Source organism: Microcystis sp. LE19-10.1B, from assembly GCF_027530565.1.
In the GTDB taxonomy this organism is placed as follows: Bacteria; Cyanobacteriota; Cyanobacteriia; order Cyanobacteriales; family Microcystaceae; genus Microcystis; species Microcystis aeruginosa.
This window is the reverse complement of sequence record NZ_JAPZQM010000624.1, coordinates 1-3,193: the sequence shown is the minus strand read 5'-3', so window position 1 is coordinate 3,193 and position 3,193 is coordinate 1. Positions and strand designations below refer to the sequence as shown.

Annotated in this window: 5 protein-coding genes; 2 read left to right on the top strand and 3 right to left on the bottom strand. The window is 44.6% G+C overall.

All coding sequences use genetic code 11. The annotated features are described in order from the left end of the window. Positions 1-178 precede the first annotated feature (178 nt). Positions 179-1,330 carry an NAD-dependent epimerase/dehydratase family protein gene (locus tag O9332_RS22485; RefSeq protein WP_002758141.1) on the top strand — a complete coding sequence of 384 codons (1,152 nt, stop codon included), beginning with the start codon at positions 179-181 and terminating at the stop codon, positions 1,328-1,330. Positions 1,331-1,431: 101 nt separating this feature from the next. On the opposite strand, the gene O9332_RS22480 is transcribed toward O9332_RS22485, so the two are convergent. Genes O9332_RS22480 through O9332_RS22470 form a run of 3 tightly spaced genes read right to left on the bottom strand, consistent with a single transcriptional unit; the run spans position 1,432 to position 2,905 of the window. Next, positions 1,432-1,926, bottom strand: a complete 495-nt coding sequence (locus O9332_RS22480) for a Spy/CpxP family protein refolding chaperone (RefSeq protein ID WP_002758140.1) — start codon at positions 1,924-1,926, stop codon at positions 1,432-1,434. A gap of 20 nt (positions 1,927-1,946) precedes the next feature. Next, positions 1,947-2,321: a hypothetical protein gene (locus O9332_RS22475; RefSeq protein ID WP_002758138.1), complete on the bottom strand. Its 375-nt coding sequence runs from the start codon at positions 2,319-2,321 to the stop codon at positions 1,947-1,949. Next, positions 2,321-2,905, bottom strand: a complete 585-nt coding sequence (locus O9332_RS22470; protein WP_288027507.1) for a sigma-70 family RNA polymerase sigma factor — start codon at positions 2,903-2,905, stop codon at positions 2,321-2,323. Before O9332_RS22470 ends, O9332_RS22475 begins: the two co-directional genes overlap by 1 nt. Positions 2,906-2,953: 48 nt before the next feature. On the opposite strand from O9332_RS22470, the gene O9332_RS22465 reads away from it, so the two are divergent. Beyond that, the gene (locus tag O9332_RS22465; RefSeq protein WP_288027505.1) at positions 2,954-3,178 is read left to right on the top strand and encodes a hypothetical protein; all 225 of its coding nucleotides are present in this window, start codon (positions 2,954-2,956) and stop codon (positions 3,176-3,178) included. Positions 3,179-3,193 lie beyond the last annotated feature (15 nt).

Genomic DNA, 3,193 nt, shown 5'->3' with positions numbered 1-3,193 from the left:
CACACACCACCACCCCTAGACCCTCAAGCTAAAACCCCATTACCCCATTGCCCCATCCCCCCACACCCCACACCCCACACCCCACACCCCGCTATGTTCAGGGGGATTAAACTGGTAAAGCGTGACACAAAACTGCTAGAGTTACCAAAGACGAGTATATAAACTTTACAGATATTGTATGAGAGTTTTGGTTATTGGCGGAGACGGCTATTGTGGTTGGGCAACGGCACTCCATCTATCAAATAGAGGTTACGAAGTAGGCATACTTGATAGTTTAGTTCGTCGCTATTGGGACTTACAATTAGGCTGCGATACCTTAACACCGATCGCACCCATATCTCATCGGATTCAACGCTGGCAAGATCTAACGGGAAAATCGATCGATCTTTTTGTCGGGGATATTAATGACTACGACTTTCTGATTCAATCCCTGCGACAGTTTCAACCGGATGCGATTGTTCACTTTGGAGAACAGAGATCTGCACCCTTCTCCATGATCGATCGCGAACACGCAGTTTTAACCCAAGTTAACAACGTGGTTGGCAATTTAAACATCCTCTATGCGATGAAAGAGGAATTTCCCGAAGCGCACCTAGTAAAACTGGGAACCATGGGTGAGTATGGCACACCGAATATAGATATTGAAGAAGGCTACATCACGATCGAACATCACGGTCGTAAGGATACTTTACCCTATCCCAAACAGCCCGGTAGTATGTACCATCTCAGCAAAGTCCACGATAGCCATAATATCCATTTTGCCTGTCGGATGTGGGGTTTAAAAGCCACAGATCTCAATCAAGGGGTGGTTTATGGAGTCCTCACCGAAGAAACGGGAATGGATGAGATGTTAATTAACCGTCTCGATTACGATGGGGTTTTTGGTACTGCTTTAAACCGTTTTTGTATTCAAGCGGCGATCGGTCATCCCCTAACAGTGTACGGTAAAGGTGGCCAAACGCGGGGATTTTTAGATATCCGCGATACCGTGGGTTGTTTGGAATTAGCGATCGCCAATCCCGCTCAATCGGGGGAATTTCGCGTTTTTAACCAATTTACCGAACTGTTTAGCGTCGGTGACTTGGCACTGATGGTGAAAAAAGCTGGTTCTGCGTTAGGGTTAAATGTGGAGATTAACAATCTTGACAACCCGCGCATCGAGTTAGAGGAACATTATTTTAACGCTAAAAACACAAAATTACTCGATCTAGGCCTACAACCTCACTATCTCTCCGATTCTCTCCTCGATTCCCTCTTGAACTTCGCCACCAAGTACAGAGACCGGGTAGATATGAATCATATCCTACCAAAAGTCACTTGGAAACGATAATTGATCAGTAAATGATAAGTTGAGGATGGGGTAGTAACCCATCCTTGGCGTTTTTCTAATGTATCGGAATCAAATTCGATCTTAATCGGCACTGATGGGAATTATTGTCGCCCACAATTGCGGGAATTAGGGCAACGTTCCTGCATTAATTGGGAAAATTCCGTTCTTTGAGCGGGAGTCAACACTTGACGAATTTCCAAAAAACTCTCAAATTGCAGGTTACTGATTTCTTGGCGATTGCGAGAGATTTGCTGATGTTTAGCACGGATATCTCGATCGGAGGCATTATTCGATAATAAACTATTTAATTCTTGTTCGTTGTTTCTAATGGTTTCTCGCAACTGTTTGGTTTTTTCCTGATATTTCTGACGAATAGCGGCAATTTTCGACTTTTGGTCATCGGTAAGGTTTAATTGTTCGATTAGTCTTTCTCGAGAATTATTCATTCGACGACTCTCAGGACGCTGGGGAGAGCTAGTTTGAGCGATAAATAGACGATCTTGGGGATAGGATAGCACAGTGGCACTTGGGGCCAAGTTAGCGGCCAGAGTTAAAACCATGGTTGTGCCGAGAATCGAGACAGTAGAAAAGTACATAATTGACCTTGACAAAGAAATTAAGGATTATAGGTAGAATAGGTGAGTTGAGGCTCGTTTAAGGTCATCCAAGGGGAACTATAAACGCTAGGAGCAGCAATCGGTGGAGCGATGCTATGGTTCCAACTCTCCACTAAAAAAGCTTCCAACTGCTCGTCGGAAATTTGGCCCAGTTGTGGATAAGGATGAAACCAACGATAGGAACCAACAATCAGCACCGATAAGGCAGTAATACCAGTTATCCACCCCAATAAAGGCAGGGATTTTGGGCGAGTTACCGGCCTTTCTCCCCTAATCATTTGCATTAACTGTTCTTCTTCATCTATCGGTCGAGGTGGCAGCGATGGACGATAGCGACGCAGAAAATTAACCACTTTGTCATCTTCTGGGGACATTAGATAACTCCTTGTTTTTGCAAAAATTGACCCATGGTTTTACGCGCATAATAAAGACGTGATTTCACCGTACCGAGGGGAATTTCTAAGATTTGAGCGATTTCCTTTTGGGGTAAGTCCTCTAGATCGTGAAGGACAAGGACAGCGCGATGTTCTAAACTGAGAATTTCTAACCCTTGTCGGACCACATCCTCATAATGCAATTGCATCAAATCGGGACTATCTTGGGGACGGGATTCGCTATCAAGGGAGTTTTCCTCATCAGTGCTTTTGGCCATCCTCATTTGTCTTTTGGCTAATTGTCGCCGACCATCGATCGCCACATTCCAAGTGATCCGATAAACCCAAGTGGAAAAGTATTCAGGTGAACGCAATTTCGGCAACCCGCGCCACAGTCTTAAAAATACCTCTTGGACAAAATCCTCTAGGAATTCCCTTCCACAGAGTTGATAGAGAGTAGAGCGGATTTTTGGTTGATAAAGACGGTAAAGGTGACGAAAAGCACCCCGATCACCCCTTTGACATTTTAAGATTAACTCTCGATCGCTCACACTTGTTTGCTTATCGGTTATCACCTCGATCATTCCCCTCACCCCTAGCTACTTGTCCCTTTAGACTAGGGGGTGTCAAGAATGGTTCATAACCAGTTATCAGTTATCAGTGATCAGTTATCAGTGATCAGTTATCAGCTTTTTTCTCCCCACACCCCATCTCCCCTCTCCCTTCTCCCTTCTCCCCACACCCCACACCCCACACCCCCCACCCCCCACCCCCACACCCCAACCCCCCAAAACCCAAAAACACGCGATAATTTTTTAAAAAAAACAAAATTATTTTTACGCAGGGGATTATATTAAAAAAATTTAAAAAAC

Coding starts and splice junctions, on each gene's coding strand:
- O9332_RS22485 (WP_002758141.1), top strand. CDS start 179: ATGAGAGTTTTGGTTATTGGCGGAGACGGCTATTGTGGTTGGGCAACG.
- O9332_RS22480 (WP_002758140.1), bottom strand. CDS start 1,926: ATGTACTTTTCTACTGTCTCGATTCTCGGCACAACCATGGTTTTAACT.
- O9332_RS22475 (WP_002758138.1), bottom strand. CDS start 2,321: ATGTCCCCAGAAGATGACAAAGTGGTTAATTTTCTGCGTCGCTATCGT.
- O9332_RS22470 (WP_288027507.1), bottom strand. CDS start 2,905: ATGATCGAGGTGATAACCGATAAGCAAACAAGTGTGAGCGATCGAGAG.
- O9332_RS22465 (WP_288027505.1), top strand. CDS start 2,954: ATGGTTCATAACCAGTTATCAGTTATCAGTGATCAGTTATCAGTGATC.